The 17,972-nt window shown below is 39.5% G+C and carries 19 protein-coding genes; 15 read left to right on the top strand and 4 right to left on the bottom strand.

The window, feature by feature from the left end; genetic code table 11:
• Positions 1-57 precede the first annotated feature (57 nt).
• A complete protein-coding gene (locus MKY77_RS13070; protein WP_339146295.1) occupies positions 58-1,422 on the bottom strand; it encodes an MATE family efflux transporter in 1,365 nt (454 codons plus the stop codon).
• A 413-nt stretch (positions 1,423-1,835) separates the two neighbouring features.
• Between MKY77_RS13070 and MKY77_RS13065 the strand changes: the two genes are divergently transcribed.
• From MKY77_RS13065 to MKY77_RS13020, 10 genes are all read left to right on the top strand, one after another.
• A complete protein-coding gene (locus tag MKY77_RS13065) occupies positions 1,836-2,618 on the top strand; it encodes a TerC family protein (protein ID WP_339146293.1) in 783 nt (260 codons plus the stop codon).
• A gap of 193 nt (positions 2,619-2,811) precedes the next feature.
• Positions 2,812-3,654: a MoxR family ATPase gene (locus MKY77_RS13060; RefSeq protein ID WP_339149814.1), complete on the top strand. Its 843-nt coding sequence runs from the start codon at positions 2,812-2,814 to the stop codon at positions 3,652-3,654.
• 10 nt (positions 3,655-3,664) lie between these two features.
• Positions 3,665-5,590 (top strand): VWA domain-containing protein, encoded by a 1,926-nt coding sequence (locus MKY77_RS13055; RefSeq protein ID WP_339146291.1) that lies wholly within the window; start codon positions 3,665-3,667, stop codon positions 5,588-5,590.
• A 300-nt stretch (positions 5,591-5,890) separates the two neighbouring features.
• Entirely contained in the window at positions 5,891-6,547 is a 657-nt protein-coding gene (locus MKY77_RS13050; RefSeq protein WP_339146290.1) for a phosphatase PAP2 family protein, read from the top strand.
• A gap of 52 nt (positions 6,548-6,599) precedes the next feature.
• The gene (locus tag MKY77_RS13045; protein ID WP_339146289.1) at positions 6,600-7,106 is read left to right on the top strand and encodes a YusW family protein; all 507 of its coding nucleotides are present in this window, start codon (positions 6,600-6,602) and stop codon (positions 7,104-7,106) included.
• A 335-nt stretch (positions 7,107-7,441) separates the two neighbouring features.
• Positions 7,442-8,644 (top strand): MFS transporter, encoded by a 1,203-nt coding sequence (locus MKY77_RS13040; protein ID WP_339146288.1) that lies wholly within the window; start codon positions 7,442-7,444, stop codon positions 8,642-8,644.
• A gap of 108 nt (positions 8,645-8,752) precedes the next feature.
• Positions 8,753-10,153 (top strand): NAD-dependent succinate-semialdehyde dehydrogenase, encoded by a 1,401-nt coding sequence (locus tag MKY77_RS13035; RefSeq protein ID WP_339149813.1) that lies wholly within the window; start codon positions 8,753-8,755, stop codon positions 10,151-10,153.
• A 202-nt stretch (positions 10,154-10,355) separates the two neighbouring features.
• Positions 10,356-11,003 carry a 5-bromo-4-chloroindolyl phosphate hydrolysis family protein gene (locus MKY77_RS13030; RefSeq protein WP_339146287.1) on the top strand — a complete coding sequence of 216 codons (648 nt, stop codon included), beginning with the start codon at positions 10,356-10,358 and terminating at the stop codon, positions 11,001-11,003.
• Positions 11,004-11,021: 18 nt separating this feature from the next.
• On the top strand, positions 11,022-12,224 hold the full coding sequence (locus MKY77_RS13025) for a toxic anion resistance protein (protein ID WP_339146286.1): 1,203 nt from the start codon (positions 11,022-11,024) through the stop codon (positions 12,222-12,224).
• A gap of 56 nt (positions 12,225-12,280) precedes the next feature.
• Positions 12,281-12,448 (top strand): hypothetical protein, encoded by a 168-nt coding sequence (locus MKY77_RS13020; RefSeq protein WP_339146285.1) that lies wholly within the window; start codon positions 12,281-12,283, stop codon positions 12,446-12,448.
• Positions 12,449-12,512: 64 nt separating this feature from the next.
• Here the strand turns inward: MKY77_RS13020 and MKY77_RS13015 are convergent, their stop codons facing one another.
• Positions 12,513-13,049, bottom strand: coding sequence for a YhcN/YlaJ family sporulation lipoprotein (locus MKY77_RS13015; RefSeq protein ID WP_339146284.1), 537 nt, complete (start codon positions 13,047-13,049; stop codon positions 12,513-12,515).
• Positions 13,050-13,197: 148 nt separating this feature from the next.
• Here MKY77_RS13015 and MKY77_RS13010 point away from each other — a divergent pair, with 148 nt between their 5' ends.
• Both MKY77_RS13010 and MKY77_RS13005 read left to right on the top strand, forming a co-directional pair.
• Entirely contained in the window at positions 13,198-14,061 is an 864-nt protein-coding gene (locus MKY77_RS13010) for an alpha/beta hydrolase (protein WP_339146283.1), read from the top strand.
• Positions 14,062-14,118: 57 nt separating this feature from the next.
• Entirely contained in the window at positions 14,119-14,310 is a 192-nt protein-coding gene (locus tag MKY77_RS13005) for a DUF2187 family protein (protein WP_339146282.1), read from the top strand.
• A 49-nt stretch (positions 14,311-14,359) separates the two neighbouring features.
• Here MKY77_RS13005 and MKY77_RS13000 read toward each other — a convergent pair whose 3' ends face one another.
• Entirely contained in the window at positions 14,360-14,947 is a 588-nt protein-coding gene (locus MKY77_RS13000; RefSeq protein WP_342515354.1) for a cell wall hydrolase, read from the bottom strand.
• Between the two features lie 239 nt (positions 14,948-15,186).
• On the opposite strand from MKY77_RS13000, the gene MKY77_RS12995 reads away from it, so the two are divergent.
• Positions 15,187-15,639, top strand: coding sequence for a hypothetical protein (locus tag MKY77_RS12995; protein WP_339146279.1), 453 nt, complete (start codon positions 15,187-15,189; stop codon positions 15,637-15,639).
• 25 nt (positions 15,640-15,664) lie between these two features.
• Here MKY77_RS12995 and MKY77_RS12990 read toward each other — a convergent pair whose 3' ends face one another.
• Complete coding sequence (locus tag MKY77_RS12990) at positions 15,665-16,363, bottom strand: class I SAM-dependent methyltransferase (RefSeq protein WP_339149812.1); 699 nt, start codon at positions 16,361-16,363, stop codon at positions 15,665-15,667.
• A 105-nt stretch (positions 16,364-16,468) separates the two neighbouring features.
• Here MKY77_RS12990 and MKY77_RS12985 point away from each other — a divergent pair, with 105 nt between their 5' ends.
• Both MKY77_RS12985 and MKY77_RS12980 read left to right on the top strand, forming a co-directional pair.
• The gene (locus MKY77_RS12985; RefSeq protein ID WP_339146277.1) at positions 16,469-16,672 is read left to right on the top strand and encodes a DUF6501 family protein; all 204 of its coding nucleotides are present in this window, start codon (positions 16,469-16,471) and stop codon (positions 16,670-16,672) included.
• Between the two features lie 117 nt (positions 16,673-16,789).
• Positions 16,790-17,899 (top strand): PQQ-dependent sugar dehydrogenase, encoded by a 1,110-nt coding sequence (locus MKY77_RS12980; RefSeq protein WP_339146275.1) that lies wholly within the window; start codon positions 16,790-16,792, stop codon positions 17,897-17,899.
• Positions 17,900-17,972 lie beyond the last annotated feature (73 nt).

Raw genomic sequence — 17,972 nt, 5'->3', positions numbered from 1 at the left:
TACTACAAATCCCTTTCGTTATTCCTATAAGAATAGTTACATATAAAGACCCTCTCCTTACGAGTAAGAGAGGGTCTTTTTCATATATCTATTTTGTAAGATGTATAACCGCCAGGCGAGTCCAACAGCACCGGCAGCTAAGCCACAAATTAGGCCGATCCAATATCCAAAAGCACCAAACTGAGTATAGTTGGCCAGAACAAATCCTATCGGGAGGCCGATGATCCAATATGATACAAAGGCAAGCATAAAGGTGACGTTCACATCTTTATACCCTCGCAACGCCCCTTGGATTGGTGCGGCAATGGCATCTGAAAGCTGGAAGAAAATAGCATATAATAAAAACGCTGTCGTTAAGGTGATTACATCCGGGTCTTTTGTGTATAAATAGGCGACTTCAGTTCTGAAAAAGTACAGGAAGATAGCACAGACGGATGATAGTAGAACCGCGGATACCACTCCCATATAAGTGTACTGTTTGGCATCTTTAATGCGTCCCGCTCCAACCTCGAAACCAACCAAGATGGTTAATGCCATTGAAATACTCAATGGAACCATATAGAGCAGCGAAGCAAAGTTAAGTGCAACTTGATGCGAAGCAATAGTAATGGTATCAAATGAACTCATTAGCAATGTTACAGCTGAAAAGATACTTGTTTCAAAAAATATGGACAGTCCGATTGGTACCCCGATAAGTAAAATTTCTTTCCACTTGGATAGGGAAACGGGATATAGCTTCTTAAATAGAGGAAATGCCGTAAATGGACTCTTTTTTAGAACAATATATAACGAAATAAATGTGATAAGCCAATAAGTTAATGCTGAAGCCACACCTGCACCGATTCCGCCAAGGGCGGGGAGTCCAAGTTTACCGAAAATCAATAAGTAGTTCAGCAGAACATTTATTGGTAAGGAGAGCAATGTGATAATCATGGAAGTTCGAGTATGCCCCAATGCATCGATAAAACATCTTAATACGGTATATGCAAATAAAGGGACGATACCAAATCCAAGGGCAACGAGATAGTATTTTGCCACGTGTCTTACTTCAGATTCAAGGCTCATGGCAGAAAGGATCGGATTAAGGGAAATGGCTCCAATCCCGATAACGAGTACACTCATAGCTACAGCAACATACATACCCTGAGTTATCGAAAATGGGACATTATCTGTATTTTTAGCACCGACCAATTGAGCCACTATGGGTGTGATGGATAGAAGAATGCCACTGAGTCCAGTGTATACAGGTACCCAAAGTCCTGCGGCAATGGCCACACCTGCCAAGTCGCTTGCTCCAACATTTCCTGTCATCATGATATCAAAGAGATTCATGGAGAAAAGTCCGAGCTGCGTAATTAAGATGGGGACAACAATTTTAATGAAAATATGTATACGCTCTTTATAGGAAAACGCTTGATGCATCTCTTGCCACGACCTTTATTTTTGGAATGATGAAATCAATAATGAAAGGATTATAACATATTATTTTTATTTAGAGTGTAGAAATAATTTATTCGGATTTTTTTGATTATATAAAGATCTTTCTACCTATATAAATGTGTTGACACATATCTGTTAAGCTACTAGAATAGGTATATATTAAAACTACATACGCACAAGCCCAATCAAAGGGGAGTAGCTATGAGAACGATATAGTCGTCATGACGTGACTGATTAATCAGCACCGGCTTTATCGGCAACAATTATGTTGTTAGCAAGACCTTTGCCTAAACTGGAAATTGTACAGTTCTAGGTAAAGGTCTTTTTATGTGTTCATAAAGAGCCTTTACCGTTTCCAGGTAAGGCTTTTGTTATGTAAAAAGGAGAGGAAAACCATGGAATTATCATTATTATTGGAATACGGCTGGGTTCTTCTTGTCCTGATTGCACTTGAAGGTATCTTAGCGGCTGACAACGCACTAGTACTAGCAATTATGGTAAAGCATCTCCCTGAAGAGGCACGCAAGAGGGCTTTATTTTATGGTCTTGCAGGAGCCTTTGTTTTCAGACTTGGATCATTATTTGCCATCTCATTTTTAGTATCAATATGGCAAGTGCAAGCCCTTGGAGCTGCTTATTTGCTGTTTATCGCACTCAACCATATATGGCGAAGGTATGCAGTGGCGAAAGTGGAGCATGCAGCTGCGGTTGACAAGCCCAAAAAGCAATCTGGTTTTTGGATGACAGTTTTTAAAGTGGAAGTGGCGGATGTCGCTTTCGCGGTGGATTCCATCCTGGCAGCTTTTGCTTTGGCCATGACTTTACCACAAACAAACCTTCCGCAAATCGGGGGCATTGATGGAGGACAATTTATCATCATCTTCCTAGGTGGATTTATCGGAGTAGTCATCATGCGTTTTGCTGCTACGTTGTTTGTTAAATTGTTAAAAGAAAGACCGAGTTTGGAAACCGCAGCTTTCCTGATTGTGGGATGGGTTGGTTTCAAATTGGCAATGTACACATTAGCGCATCCAAGTGTTGGGGTACTTCCTTACCACTTCCCGCACAGCCCAGTATTTAAGGCGATGTTCTGGATAGTCTTAATCGGTATCGCTGTTGGTGGTTGGATTGTATCAGGGAAGAACAAAGTGGTTCAAGAAGTGGACAGCATTAAGTAAGATAATTCTTTTCACTTCAAGAAAATTGGAATAGTTGATATAATGTACTAGGCTGTTGACAAACTATTGTCAGCAGCCTTTTTACCTAGGTGAAATATGACAATCCATAACTCCCACAAAATGTGAAATACTAATAGTACTATTTGAAAAAGGAGACTGAAGTGTGTTTACAATAAATCAATTACCAACAGAAATTCAAGAAAAATTCAAAAGAAATAAAGATAAAATACAAGATAGTTCCCTTATTGGAACGACGGGTTACACAGCAACTGATAATGATATCATGTATGATTGCATCATTGCCTTGTCGATGGGAAAGAACGTCCTTTTAAAAGGCCCAACCGGTTCCGGAAAGACGAAACTCGCCGAAACGTTATCTTCCATCTTTCATCAACCAATGCACAGTATTAACTGTTCGGTCGACCTTGATGCCGAGGCATTACTTGGTTTCAAAACCATAGATAATGTGGAAGGGAAAGCTTCCATCGAATTTGTATCTGGGCCTGTCCTCAAGGCGATGAAACAAGGTCACTTGCTGTACATCGATGAAATTAATATGGCAAAGCCAGAGACATTACCAATTTTGAATGGAGTATTGGATTACCGGAAAACAATTACCAATCCATTTACAGGTGAGGTTGTAAAAGCGGAACAGGACTTTGGTGTCATTGCAGCTATCAATGAAGGATATGTGGGAACGGTTCCACTTAATGAAGCATTGAAGAATAGGTTTGTGGTCGTAGATGTCCCATATGTGCAAGGGGATATTTTATTTCAAGTGTTAAAAAGTCAATCCCGTTTGAAAGATGAGAAATTGCTGAAGAAATTTGTCACATTGTCATCCGATCTCATAGCTTTGGTGGAAAACGGCAACCTCTCGGAAGAAGCAGCTTCCGTACGCGCCCTTTTAGATACATGCGACCTTAGTGTCTACTTGCCTCCAATCCGTGCCATTAAGCGTGGAATTGCAGAGAAGTTGGAAGATGATAGAGAAAAAGCGGCCATCTTGAATATCGCACAAACTTTGTTTGAGTGAGGGATGAATAATGAGACCGATCGTTTTTAATGATAAGAAAATCGACTCATTCCTGTTTATGGAACTATCCGACTTGGCAACTTCCCTTTCTAAGAAAAAGAATTTAGAGGTGGAATATGCGTTCAAGTCGTACTATGATCCCTACAGTAATAAACTGTTTATCAGCCTGTTTTGGGATAATCACCCACCATACGAGAAATTGCAAGGGATGAAAAGTGATGTTTATTTGCGTAGCATCGGATCTGTCCCGCATACGGATTATGAAGTAATCCATGAATTGTTTCTGTTTATGAAAAAGACTCATTTGAGCAGCTTTTGCAGGCAGCTTTTCATGCTTCTCGAAGATTTGAGACTTGAGGAATACTGCAAAAGGGAACGCCCGGGTACAACCAAGACCTTTCTGATCAGAAGAGCGGAGTACAGGAAGTACTTTCGCAGCCAGTTAACAGTCAATGCGGAGAGAAACATCCTGACTGATGCACTATATAATTTGCTGTACCTACTATTGACGACAGATAATCCGTTGGAAGAAGTGCCTTCATTGAATGAGGATCTTGATCTTGCGCTTCCTTTTTTAAGAGAAGAAGCTTCCAAATCTTACGAAGCAAAAAGCACGAGGGAAATTCTTAAAAGTACAAAGGTTATGGTGGAAGTGCTGGAAGATCTGCTGGAAAGGGATATGCTTAATACTTATTTCTTCCTTCCAGACTTTACGGAAAAACTAGAAGAAGAGCATGGTCCAACCTTTGATGAGATGAAAAGAAAAAGTGAATTGAAGAATGATGATATCAAGCAGAGGGATAAGCAGGATGATGAGGAAGATGTTCAAGAAGACAAGCTTCCGACCTGGCACCGAGAATCAGAAAGTAACAATAAAAGCTTCCTCCAATTCGATATGGAGCAAGGAACTAAAACGGACTTGATGGGGGAAGGGGTAAGAGAAGGCGAAGATGGAGACCAGGCAATGGGATTCGTACAAGGCGAGAGTCAACAAACCAATAGAAACGATTACTCGAAGCTTGAAGCGCTGGATGTACTCAACGATACAAAAAAAGAAGGCGGAAATGGCGCGGAGTTTGGGAAAGAGAACAAGTATGCTTACCCAGTATTTTTAAAACCTGATGTTGTTTCTAAAGAACAAAACCGTGAATATGAAGAGTATAAGCAGTTCGTGGCTTCTTATCAAAAGAAACTGAAGCAGTTGATTCAAAAGACATTGGAACATAAAAAAATTATGCCAAGAAGCGATCTTCCATTCGGCAGACTCAGTAAGAAACTCATCCCTTGGTTCACAGATGATAACCCGAGAGTCTTCTATAAAAAGGATAATCCATCCATTGAAATCGATGCAGTGTTCTCACTGCTGGTAGATTGTTCAGCATCCATGTTCGATAAAATGGAACAGACTAAATACGGAATCACTCTTTTTCATGAAGCATTGAAATCGGTATTTGTTCCTCACGAAGTCGTAGGATTCTGGGAAGATACCAATGATGCAACGTCCACAAGTCAACCAAATTATTTCAAAACGGCCATTGATTTCTCCTCTAGTTTGAGACAAGCTTCCGGCCCTGAGATCCTGCAACTGGAACCTGAAGAGGATAACCGGGATGGATATGCAATAAGGCATATGACCAAGAGACTTATTGCTAGAAGTGAAAAACAGAAGTTCCTTCTTGTATTTTCAGATGGGGAACCTGCAGCGATGGACTATGAGAAAAACGGCATTGTAGACACTCATCAAGCAATCATGGAAGCAAGAAAGACTGGCCTGGAAGTCATCAATGTATTTTTGGCAAATGGTGAAATCGATGAAGGACAAGTCAAAACCATTCAAAACATGTACGGAAAGTATAGTATTTTAGTCCCGGATATTGAGGAACTGCCAGATGTACTTTTTCCACTTTTAAAAAAATTATTATTGAAAAGTTTATAAAACAGGTGATTAGGCTAACTCTAAGAGATAAGGAGTTAGCCTTCAATTTGTAGACATTGCAAATTCCATAACAGTTTTCAAGTTGATCGTAGTGGAAGGCGCGCAGATTCCCGCGGGAGGAAGGGACAGGGAAGACCCCGCAGGGCGTAGCCCGAGGAGGCTTCCGGACCGCCCGCAGGAAAGCGAAGCGCCTGAAACGAAGATCAACAAGTAAATGTTAATCATATTAGGGTTTGTCGACAGTCTGTAGGCTAACTCTAAAAGATAAGGAGTTAGCCTTTTTGTCTGGAGTGAATAGTTATGTATTTTAAAATAAGACCTGAAGCATTTTTTAAAACAAGCATCATACTTTTTCTTCTTTTTCTTTTGGTGGCAGGATTAACCTTGGTTGAGGCAGCTGTCTCTTTCGACACTATGCTTGGAGAAAATATGTATAGGTTTGCAGATATGGATAGGTTCTTTATTTTCTTATCATATATCGGATCTAGGCTGTTTTTCTATCCAGCTCTTATTGTCCTATCAGTTGTCTTACTTTTTAAGAAGAAGTGGTCTTTGGTGCTATTCATATGGTGCAACTTAGTTGGTGTCCGCCTCTTAAATACTTTTTTGAAAAGCATATTTACGAGGGAAAGGCCAACATTGGACCATATTGTCGAAGCGGGATATTACAGCTTTCCGAGTGGGCATTCCATGAATTCAATGGCATTCTTCGGTGCAATCGCCATCCTGGTTCTGATAGTGGTCCGTTCCGACTGGATCAGAATAACTGTCGTCATGTCATGTATATTATTAATTTTATTGATAGGATGTAGCAGGGTATATCTAGGTGTTCATTTTCCTCTTGATGTTCTTGGTGGATTCTTGATGGGGGCATCTTGGCTGTTTTTTATTTCAGCTATTTTGCTTAAATTGGAACAGCAGAATAGAAAATTGTTTTCTTTCCATAATAATGGGTAAATAAGATACAGTTGGTAAAAATAACTTTAATACATAAGGGAGCTGAATAGGAATGGAATGGTTTAATAAAAAGCCTATAATGGCTGTATTGAGCTTGATATTGACTGCGGGAATTACTACAGGGTGCGGAACAGGCAACGATGATTTATCTGCACCACCGGAAAATGCACCTGCACAAAATGAGGGAACAGGCACAGAAGAAAAGAATCAAGAAACAACGACGGAAGAAGGACAGGCAGGAACTGGTCATAGTTTTACCAAGTTTGATCTTGAAGTGGAATATGATAACAATGTGAAGTATGAAGCAGAATACGAAGCAGAAGGAAATGGAGAGGCAGAAATTGAAGATGATTTGAACGAAGTCTCCCTTAAAGGTGACGATGCCTACACAGAACTTTCTCCTCTTTTGGAACAGCTGAACTTTGACAGCAACGCAGACGATCAGGAAGTTATGTCACAGGTAATGGAAGTATTTGGGCTGCAGGGCGATTATAAGGAGTTTGAATTGGAAGTCACTTTCGAAGATGGTACCAAAAAGAAATATGAAGATAAACGATAAATCAAAAAACACTTGGAGAAGGCAAAATGGCCTGATTCAAGTGTTTTTTTGAATGAATTTGTTAAAGCATACTGTTGATTTTGTAGCAACCTAGATGTTGATTGGAGCAATAGGCGAAGACTCCTGAGGGAGATAGCGTTTAGGGGAGACACCGCGCAAGCCGAAGAGGCTCCCCGAACGCCCCTAGTAAAGGGGAGGCTAGTGGGAAGATCAACAGCGGTGTTTAACTGAGCCTTTGAATAAAAAAACAAGTAGGGTAGAAATTTCGAGTGGCGAATTAATTCATTCCATGGTATAGTTTTCTTACAACAACCCAAGTGAACGGAGAAAACAATATGTGGAAAAATCGTAATGTATGGATTATTTTAATTGGTGAGTTTATAGCTGGCTTAGGGCTATGGACAGGTATTATAGGAAACTTGGAGTTTATGCAGGCTTTGGTGCCTTCTGACTTTGCCAAGTCACTCATCCTGTTTGCTGGACTTCTCGCTGGAGTGATGGTAGGTCCATTTGCCGGTAAGATGATAGATGCTTCAAGTAAAAAAAGAGTTATGTTGATATCAGGTTTTGGACGTATGGTCAGCGTTGTATTCATGTTCATGGCTATTGAATTTCAATCCATAATTTTCATGATAATATTCATGATTGCCATTCAGATTTCAGCGGCCTTCTATTTCCCTGCATTACAGTCTTCCATCCCGATGATTGTAAAAGATAAGGATTTATTGGAAATGAATGGAGTCCATATGAACGTCTCCACGGTTTCCCGAATCGCTGGTACAGCTCTAGCAGGGGCAATGCTTGTAGTTATGAGCTTATCCTCTTTGTATATGGCATCCATGGTTGCATATGGAATCCTTTTTGCCATCACTTTTTTATTGAACTTTGAGGACTCTTCCACTAAGCAGGAGGTTGGAAAGGGGAAGAAAACAGGAAGTTTCAAAGAAGTGTTGCCTGTATTAAGAGAAACACCGATTGCTTTGACTGTTTTGATACTCACGTTTATTCCTTTTTTATTTATTGGGGGCTTCAACTTGATGGTCATCAATATCAGTGAAATTCAGGATGATCAAACGATTAAAAGTCTTATCTATACCATTGAAGGAATATGCTTTATGATCGGTGCCTTTGCCGTGAAACGTATATCCAATGATAGGAATATGATTCCGTTAATGTTCGGGTTTGTAACACTAATCGCCATATCACATTTAAGCCTTTATTTTGCAGATATCAAGTGGGTGACCTTATTCTCCTTTGGACTTTTTGGCTTGGCAGTTGGCTGCTTTTTTCCGATTGCAGCGACCATTTTCCAAACGAAAATTCCAAAAGAATATCACGGCAGATTCTTCTCATTCCGTAATATGTTAGACCGTGTACTCTTTCAAGTTGTCCTCCTTGGAACGGGTTTGTTTCTGGACACCATTGGCCTTCAGATGATGGCGATTGTTTTTGGACTTTTATCTTTAACCTTGATACTTTTCTATGGTTTAAAATTATTCCGCCAGCCGGTTGCTATAGCCGAACAAAAAACACCGTAACCGGTGTTTTTTTCGTTGGAATAAAGGGAATGACCATGAAAGAGTGAATATATTAAAAGAGTAGTACCTGACATTTTGATAGGAGGGATGAAGGTGGAACAGTATTCAATGTACATAAACGGCGAGTGGGTCAAAACCGATGAAGTGATTGAGGTGACCAATCCAGCAACAGGTGAAGTAATCGGTACGGTACCAAGCATCTCTGAAAAACAACTGGAAGAAGTAATCCAGTATGCCAATGATGCTTTTCAAACATGGAGAAATTATACGGCTTATGAGCGCGCAGATTTGCTGAACAAGTGGTTTATGCTATTGGAGGAAAATAAAAAACTAATCGCCGAAACATTGACAAAAGAACAAGGAAAACCATTCCGGGAAGCACTTGGAGAAGTTGGTTATGCCAACAGTTTTGTAGAATGGTATAAAGAAGAAGGTAAAAGAATCTATGGGGAGACGATTCCTTCCTCTTCAAAAGATAAGCGTGTGCTCATCCAGAAACAGCCAGTAGGTGTGGTGGCGGCCATTACACCTTGGAATTTCCCTGCTGCCATGATTACCAGAAAGGTGGCACCTGCCCTTGCTGCAGGGTGTACGGTAATTGTAAAGCCTGCAGGGCAAACTCCACTTACTGCACTATTGTTAGCGAAATATGCAGATGAGGCAGGTATCCCCAAAGGGGTCCTACAGGTTGTAACAGGAAAGTCCAGTGTGATTGGTGAGTCCTTGATGAAACATCAGGATGTCAAAAAGCTGACTTTCACCGGATCCACGGAAATTGGGAAGAAATTGATGGAACAGGCGGCACATACCGTTAAAAAACTATCACTGGAACTTGGAGGGCATGCTCCATTCATAATATTTGAGGATGCTGACCTTGAAAAGGCAGCGAAAGGGCTTGTACAATCTAAATTCAGAAATGCAGGCCAAACTTGTATTTGTGCCAATAGAATCTACGTTCAGGAGAGTGTTGCAGAAAAGTTCACTTCTTACTTTGTGGATGAAGTTTCTAAATTGAAAGTTGGAAACGGAATGGAACGAGGAGTGGACCTTGGACCCCTAATTGATGAAGATGCCCTTGATAAAGTGAAAGAACATCTAAATGACGCAAAAGGGAAAGGGGCTTCCGTTGCGTATGGTGGTGTAGTGAAGGATAAGACGTTCATGGAACCTACTGTCATCACAGGTGTGAATGATGACATGCAGTGTATGCAGGAGGAAACGTTCGGGCCACTTGCGCCGATTACAACTTTTAAAGACGAACAAGAAGTTATACAACGAGCAAACAATTCACCATATGGCCTGGCAGCTTATGTATTTACGGAAAAGATGTCAAGAATTTATCGTGTAACCGAAGGTCTTGACTATGGAATTATAGGTGTAAATGATGGGGGGCCTTCTATAGCGCAAGCACCATTCGGTGGACTGAAAGAGAGCGGAATTGGACGTGAAGGTGGCCACCATGGCTTAGAAGAATATCTGGAAGTAAAGTATGTTTCCATCGGAATATAAATGGTGTGGAAGAATCCTTGATCCTGGTATCAAGGATTCTTTTTAGTTTCCTCTCTTTTTCCAACCTTCTACTAACAAAACATTTCGTATTCCAACAAATTTCCTATATAATAAAACTAAACAAAGATGAAACCTTTTCCTCAGTGATACGTAAATAAAGGTACAGTTTAAGGATTTTTTTCAATAGGTGAGGAGTGAAAATATGAAACGCTTCATGCTGCAGAGCTTCATTGTAATTGTTTCTATCAATTTAGCAATTGTAGGTTTTTTTATAGCATTTCAACTGATGGGTAATCAACTTCAATTAGGTGTATTGGGAGCTTTTGCTGGATTTCTTCTGAGCTATTGGGCTTTAAAAAGAAAGCTGCTTCCAAATAACGATTTGGATAAGATTGAGCGGAAAGAAAAGAAATATGTCCATGCACAATTGAGGCAGGCGAAGGATAAAGCAAAGAAAATCAACAGTTCAAGATTTCGGGTCCGATCCATCTTTGTCTATCAGACCATCACTAAAATTTCCAAGATATCAACTAAAATCATAAAAATGGTGGAAAAAGAACCTGTTCGTTACCGGACTGCACAGAACTTCTTTCATCAACACTTGGATTCGTCGGCAATCATCACAGAAAAATATGTCCATTTATTAAATCAACCAGTCCGCACCCATGAAGTTTCCCTGGCCCTCCGTGAAACGGAAGAGGCATTGAAACAATTGGAGCGTAACATGGAAAAAGAAATGATATCGGTCCTTTCTGGTGATATGAACAACCTCAACACGGAAATACAACTGATGAACCAAAAAAACTTTCAACAGATGGACGTGAATAACAAAATAATTGAAAAGAAGTAGCTTATGGGGTGAATGACAATGAATAATAATGATAAATTCAAAGAACAAGTTAAAGATGAGACGCTGAACGACCTGTTGAAAAATCCATTCTCCACTCCAGAGGTGGAAAATGAAATGATTCCTCACCGGGAAACCAATGCGCAACCTGAACCGCAGAAAGAAAAAGTGATGGATTCCTTATCAGCAGAATATAAGGCCCGTGCTTTGGAAATTTCCAAACAGATAGACCCGACAGATCAACAAGCCATTTCCTCCTATGGAATTACGGCCCAGAACGAGCTTTCTACCTTTTCCAACTCGATCCTGTCCCATGTGCAGGCAAAAGATGCCGGTCCAGTTGGTGAAGTTGTATCAGATTTGATGAGAAAGATCAAAGAAGTGAAACCTGGGGAGCTGGAGCCTCAAAAGAAAGGTTTTTTCGGCAAACTGTTTGGAAATGTAAACAACTCTGTCCAACAGCTATTCGCCAAATATAGAAAAATCGGTTTTGAAATAGATAAAATCTCCGACCAGCTGGAAAGCTTTAAAAAAGTACTGCAACGGGACAATATTATGCTGGAATCCCTGTATGATAAAAACAAAGACTATTTCCAGGCGTTGAATATTTACATTGCAGCTGCAGAACACAAGTTTGATGAAATCCAAGCAACCATAATTCCTGAGCTTGAGCGGAAGGCAAGGGAAACAAATAATCAGATGGATGTACAGGCAGTCAGTGACATGATGCAATTTGCAGATAGACTTCAAAAAAGAACCCATGATTTGAAAATCAGTAGGCAGATTACCCTGCAGATGGCTCCTCAAATCAGAATGATCCAACATACTAATCAAACATTGGTGGAAAGAATACAATCATCCATTCTTACTGCGATTCCATTGTGGAAGAATCAGCTTGTTATAGCAGTATCCTTGTATAACCAACAAAAAGCAGTTGACACGCAGAAGAACGTTTCCGAAACCACCAATGAACTACTTTTACGGAATTCCGAAATGCTGAAACAGAATACCATTTCAGCTGCAAGGGAGAATGAAAGAGGACTAGTAGATATAGAAACACTAAAGAAAACCCAAGAGAACTTAATCGAAACGTTGGAGGAAACGTTGCAAATCCAACAAGAAGGCCGTGAAAAACGCCATCAGGTGGAGCTTGAACTAGTCCAGATGGAAAACGATCTGAAGACCAAACTGCTTGAAGTCCGTTCCAAAGCTAAGAGAGACTAACACCTTCCTAATATTTATCGCCTTTCCTGTGAAGAATAGGGAGTAGAGGTGATTATATGCGTATAGGGGAAGCCATATCAATTGCAACCATAGCATTGGAGAAATTGGGGTATTCTGCTTCGGATATTGAAAAAATAACGAACAAGATGGTAGAAGTCATGGATACATCAACAGTTGATCAAGTAGAAGCAAGAGCGGACGAAATTATATACGAAGATGAATAATTCTTTGAAATAAAAACAAGAGGGATACCAAACATTCCCTCTTGTTTTACTTTTCATTATAATGTTATCTAGGAGTTGGGAAGACACGTTGAACCATTTCCGTAAACTCATCGAAAATTCCTCTGATTGGACGGCCTTGATTAATATCATTTGTATAACCTTCCATACGGTCAACAAACTCAGGGTTCACGGAAACATATACATTACGGATGCTGCGATCGGATTTTCGAACCTCATTAGCGATTTTCTCTTCAACATCCTTGCTCAAATCCGTATTTTCTTGACCTTCCAATACAGCTGCAACATATGCGTTACGGTTGGTAACGAGAACATTGCAGGTCCTTACTTCATTAAGATCCGTGATACGTTTGGATGCTTCGTCGGCAACCTCTAGTCGTGGTTGGTTTGTTTCATTGACACGTCTTGGATTGACCCCATCTCTTCTTACATTTTCTGTATAACGCCCCATGTTATCATAGTTGACATTAAGCGCATCTCCTTGATTATTTCTTCTAGCAGTTCCATAATCATCTACATTCCCACAACCAGTAGCAAGCATTGTAAGAGCAAGCCCAGAAACGACGATACCTTTTAACCTCATAATTCTACACCTCTTTCTTAGGATTTAACGTTATGTTTTGTCAATTTGTATAGGTTTATACGATTTTTTGCTCATAATAAGGTAAGATAGTGATGAATGATCTTATAAAGCATTGAAATAAAGTTTTTAGTTATGGGGATGGTTAATTATGGTTGTTTTTGAAAAGGATGAGTATCTGTCATTTTACGAGCTTCAACATTGGACTTCCATTCATGAAAGCAATCGTATCGTTCATAAAAACCTTGAAATTTTCGTCCAATCCTTTGTTCCTAAAAAGAGAAAAGGGCTAGTTACCATCGTGCATGGCTATCTTGATCATTCTGGATCCTTTTCAAAACTCATTGATTCTTTATTGTCTGAGGGCTATGGAATTGTTACATTTGATTTACCCGGCCATGGCCATTCCTTTGGTGAAAGAGGCGATATCAAGGATTTTAATGACTATTCAGTAGCTCTCCATGCGGTGCAGACTCATTTTAAAAAACAAGGTTTAAACGATTCGAAATGGTCTGTCATTGGACATAGCACAGGAGCTGCAATTATTCTCGATTATATCAACAGTGAAAGAATGTCTTTCAATAAAACAATCATGGTTGCTCCTTTAGTACAACCATATTTATGGTCTTTTTCGAAAATTGGTGTTAAAATCATTGGGAAGAAAGTGAAGCATATAAAAAGGACATTCCGTAAAAACTCTTCGGATTTGGACTATCTCAAATTCGTTAAAAATGATCCCCTTCAGTTTTCCCTATTGCCAGTAAATTGGCTGCATTCTTTCACGAAATGGTATAATAACCTTCCAAAATCTCCAATTAGTAATGAGCATCTATACATTATACAGGGGAATAAAGACACGACGGTTGATTGGAAATACAATATCCGTTTTCTATTGGATAAATATCCTCTTTCGAAATGTATCCTAATAGATGAAGGAAACCATCAGCTTTTTAATGAAACTGATGCCATCAGGGAGACAACTTTTTTTCATATAAAAAGATATTTAGCGGAATAAGGGGATAATAGAGGATAGATAGTACAATAAAATTGAGTAGTAAAGGTGGAATAAATCATGGAAGAAACAAAAACGACCAACGTTCAAGTCGGGGATATGATACAGATAAATAAGGGATCAAAAAAAGGAAGTAAGGGAACAGTTATTGTTGTACGAGATAGCTCAGTGATTGTGGAGTTAGGGAAGAATCCAAATACAGGAGAGCCAATTCGCACAGTAATCAATCATAAAAACTATAAAGCCATATAAAAACGAGGTGCTGGATAAGAGATCCAGCACCTCGTTTTTATTTACTATCTTATTGTGCAAAGACATGATTACCAATTGTTTTCGTTACTTTTCTTGTACGAATCCATTGGTCACTTGTTTTATCAGGGTTAAAGAAGTATAGAGAGTTGTTGCCGTCCCCACGGAAAGCAATTGCTTCTTCTACTGCTTTAAGTGCTTCTTCATCAGCAGCTTTATCTATTTGTCCGTTTCCGACTGGTGAGAATTGATAAATACCACCAGGAGAGGTTTCATAAATTACTTCCTTGATGGAATCCGGGAAAGTCTCACTGTCTACACGATTTAATACTACCGTTGCTACTGCAACTTTTCCTTCATATGGTTCTCCTTTTGATTCGGCATGAACAAGGCGAGCCAATAATTCTTTTTCTCCATCGGAAACCTTTTCAGGTAGTTGCAATGCTTCTCCGGGGAAAATCAAATGGTTATTTTTATTGTTCATTTCTTTCATTTCCTTTACGGAAACTCCGTACGTTTTACCTATATTCCACAGCGAATCGCCGGATTGTACTTTATGTGATCCTGCCGCTTGTGCATGAAAGCCTGTGCCGGCAAATAATGCTACAGCTGCAGTTGAAAATGCAATAAGTTTTTTCATAAAGAAGTTCCTCCTTGTTGTGTTAATCATCAACTTAATCATCAACTCTCGGACACTCTAATGAACATCCTAACAAGAAAGTACAAGTGTTTCACTGTATAAATGTTGCCATGAGATGATATATATTGTAGATATTACCTAGTTTTCACAAAAAGAAGGATAAAAATGGGATTTTATTGGGAAAATAAGTTCAGGAAACCAAAGTTATCCTACTTTGGAAAGAATGGAGGAGTATTTCTATGACCTACTATGCTAAATATCCCACTGTTGTTCACAGTTTTATCCTATCACTAATGTTGGTTCAAGGTATCTATCAACTTCTTCATGCTAATTACGGTAGAGCGCTTGTACAATTGTCCATTGCTTTTATCATCGTTTTTTCTTATTTCATCCGTTATCAAGTAAAGGTGAATGAATTTTCTATTCACTATCAAGTATTGTTCTTTCATATAGTTCTTATCAATAAAGAAATTATCTGCACAGACATACGCAAAATGGTCTTTAAACAGATAGGGCGTTCCTCTAAAGGTGCATATATTTTCACTAACAAGTTTTTGCCTGTCCGTTTAGTGAATTTCAAGCCTGACAGCCTGTATAATGAGTTGCAACTATTCGGGAAAAGAAATCTCCTTACCATTGTAATGAAGGACGATTTCCAACACAAAGAGCAGGAAATAGTAAAAGAAAGCTAAAGCCAGAAAGAAGAGGCTTTAGCTTTTAACGTTTTGCTTTGATAATACTCAGTTCTATGTGTTGCTGGGATTCCAGAGTCAATTTTTCATGCTTGTGCATAATTTCAAATAAGGTTTCATCTATATCAGTCGAAGGATCGATATCTGGTTCCGAAGGCTCAAGGTCCTGTAATGAGTAAGTGGAAATAGATACAGAGCGAAATCCTGATGAGTTGAAACGGCTTTTCCATTCTTGTCTAGTCAAAATAGCTGGCATACCATAGAATCTTCTCATGTTATTTTCAAGTTCTGAAGGGAGTGTCGCTTTTTTTGTCATTTCTACAGCAACTAGCATACCGTCACCCTTAAGAATCCGTAAAAGCTCGGGTAGGGTTTTCGTTGTATTGGTAAAAGATAAGACCGATTCAGAAAGAATAAAGTCGAAGGAGCAATCTTCAAAATCACACTTTTCTATATTCATCTTCCGTGCACTTAATTCAATGTTTTCCTTGGCAAACCTTTTATTTGCCTTTTGCACCATGAGAGGATGGCTATCAATGGGTGTAATATCAATTCCCAATGATTTGATGAATGTGGAGGATTGTCCTGTCCCACATCCAACCTCTAAAAGTCTCTTGCCGGAAATTCCCTCTTCCAGCAGTATTGATTTTGTAAGCTCAATCCCACCAGGATGTGCCCCACCTATTCCAAACAATGCAAGTAGGTCCGTATAAGTATGGTTCATCACTAAAAAATCACCTCATGTAATCATATGTATAGGGAGTTGTGATTGTTCTTCAGGATTGGTTAAGGTAAAATATAGTCGTAAAGATTTTGGAGGTGTTGATCAATGATACATAATACTTGGGATAAAAAGGAATCAACCAAAAAAGTGAAATGTGTACATACCGACGCAAAAAAATACCTTGTGAGCAATATGCTTACTGTCGGGAAAAGATACGATGTAAAGAATGAGACAGAAGAATTTATATTTGTAGAAGATAACAGCGGACATATTGGAGGGTATTACAAAACATACTTTGAGCAGGTTTAAGTCAGTACAAAGCCTGACGACTACAAGACGTGAAAAAACGTCTTGTTTTTTTGTATTTTCCTTTAAAAGTTGGATTAGACTCTAATTAGGGAGGGAAAAGAATAGAGGGGTGTATCTGTGAAAAAGAAACTATTTATATTAAGTGTTCTTACTTGTTTATTGTTAACTGCCTGTACGCAAGGAAACCAGTCGGAAAGCGAAAATGAAACAAAAGAGACTAACGCTAGACCGGAAGAAGGCGTGCAAGAATTAGTGTTTAGTGCATCCAAAATGGAAGTGCTTGCGACGAAATTGCAAGTTCCTTGGTCTATCAGCAAAAGTGAGGATTCTTTCTTCATTACAGAGAGGACAGGTCATGTAGTAAAGATAGATTCGGAAGGGATGAAAAGAGAGGAAGTCATTCTCAATGAACCGCTGTTGGTTTATGGGGAAGGTGGCTTGCTCGGTATGGTATTGCATCCTGATTTTGAAAGGAACGGACTTGCATTTGTTTATCATACCTATGGGACAGAGCAGGTAGTGAAGAATAGGATGGTAGTGATAAAATACGATCAGGATAAATGGACAGAACAAAAAGTGCTATTAGATGAGATAGAAGGTGCTATATTCCATAATGGGGGAAGGGTAAAGATCGGACCTGACAATAAACTATATGCAACAATAGGTGATGCCAACAATCCGGCTCTCGCACAAGACTCCGAGACCCTACCTGGCAGTATAATACGTATGAATTTAGATGGCACGGTACCTAGCGATAACCCGTATCCCAATTCTTACATTTATAGTTTTGGTCATCGTAATCCGCAAGGTCTCGCCTGGAATGAGGAGTCAGGGGAGATGTATGCCACTGAGCATGGCCCTTCTGCTTTTGATGAAATCAATCAAATCAAAAAAGGGAAGAACTACGGTTGGCCAAAAGGCACAGGAGATGAACATCCTGAAGGAATGGAAGCACCATTATTCCACTCGGGATCAGAAACATGGGCACCGTCAGGTTTAGTATTTAAAGATGGGGTGTTATTGGTTGCAAGCCTTAGAGGTGAAATGATCAAGGAATTCGAGTTGCGTTTTGGAAAGCAAGCAACACTTTGGAATCAAAACGGGAGACTCCGTGATGTATTCGTTGATGGAAATAATCTATATTTTATAACCAATAATACAGATGGAAGAGGGACCCCGGGACCAGATGACGACCAACTTATAAAGCTTGAGATAACACCTGAGTAGGGATTCAAAGTGGGAAAAGATATGCAAAAAAGCTTGTAAAGCAGGCAAGCTTTTTTATTATGTTTCTGTTGCT

It is taken from the genome of Sutcliffiella sp. FSL R7-0096 (assembly GCF_038595065.1).
Taxonomy (GTDB): Bacteria; Bacillota; Bacilli; order Bacillales; family Bacillaceae_I; genus Sutcliffiella_A.
This window is presented reverse-complemented; position numbering and strand designations above follow the sequence as displayed.